This is a genomic window from Streptomyces sp. NPDC058335, assembly GCF_042723915.1.
Classification (GTDB): Bacteria; Actinomycetota; Actinomycetes; order Streptomycetales; family Streptomycetaceae; genus Streptomyces.
Genome location: NZ_JBHXHX010000050.1, coordinates 1 through 1,145, shown reverse-complemented (window position 1 = coordinate 1,145; position 1,145 = coordinate 1). Strand labels below are relative to the sequence as shown.

Here is a 1,145-nt window from a genome sequence, read left to right as displayed (position 1 = left end):
GCCGCCGCCACCGGCGTGTTCGAGCTGCGTGACGCGATGTTCCGCGGTGAGCGGATCAACGTCACCGAGGACCGGGCCGTGCTGCACACCGCGCTGCGCGCTCCGCGTGATGCGGTGATCGAGGTGGACGGGGAGAACGTCGTGCCCGCGGTGCACGCCGTCCTCGACCGGATGGCCGATTTCGCCGGCCGGGTCCGCTCCGGTGAGTGGACCGGTCACACCGGCAAGCGCATTCGCAACGTCGTCAACGTCGGCATCGGCGGCTCCGACCTCGGTCCGGCGATGGCGTACGAGGCGCTGCGGGCGTTCACCGACCGCGGCCTCACGGTCCGTTTCGTGTCGAACGTCGACGGTGCCGACCTGCACGAGGCGACCCGGGACCTGGACCCGGCGGAGACGCTGTTCATCATCGCGTCGAAGACGTTCACCACCATCGAGACGATCACCAACGCGACCTCGGCCCGGACCTGGCTGCTGGACGGCCTGGGCGGGGAGGACAAGGCGGTCGCGAAGCACTTCGTCGCGCTGTCGACGAACGCCGAGAAGGTCGCCGACTTCGGCATCGACACGGCGAACATGTTCGCGTTCTGGGACTGGGTCGGCGGCCGCTACTCGTTCGACTCGGCGATCGGTCTGTCCCTGATGATCGCCATCGGTCCGGACCGCTTCCGCGAGATGCTCGACGGCTTCCATCTGGTCGACGAGCACTTCCGCACCGCGCCCGCCGAGGCCAACGCCCCGCTGCTGCTGGGCCTGCTGGGCATCTGGTACGGCAACTTCCACGACGCCCAGTCGCACGCGGTCCTGCCCTACAGCCACTACCTGTCGAGGTTCACCGCCTATCTCCAGCAGCTCGACATGGAGTCCAACGGCAAGTCCGTGGACCGTGCGGGCCGTCCGGTGGAGTGGCAGACCGGGCCCGTGGTGTGGGGCACGCCGGGGACCAACGGGCAGCACGCCTACTACCAGTTGATCCACCAGGGCACCAGGCTCATCCCGGCGGACTTCATCGGCTTCGCCCGTCCCGTCGGCGAACTGAGCGAGGAACTCAGGGCGCAGCACGACCTGTTGATGGCCAACTTCTTCGCGCAGACGCAGGCGCTGGCCTTCGGCAAGACCCCCGGCGAGGTACGCGCCGAGGGGGT

The 1,145-nt window shown here is 68.8% G+C and carries 1 protein-coding gene; it reads left to right on the top strand.

Features of this window, described 5'->3' with window-relative positions; genetic code table 11:
- Positions 1-1,145: glucose-6-phosphate isomerase (gene pgi, locus ACFWJX_RS40635; RefSeq protein WP_383252153.1), on the top strand; the 1,145-nt coding region annotated here is incomplete at both ends.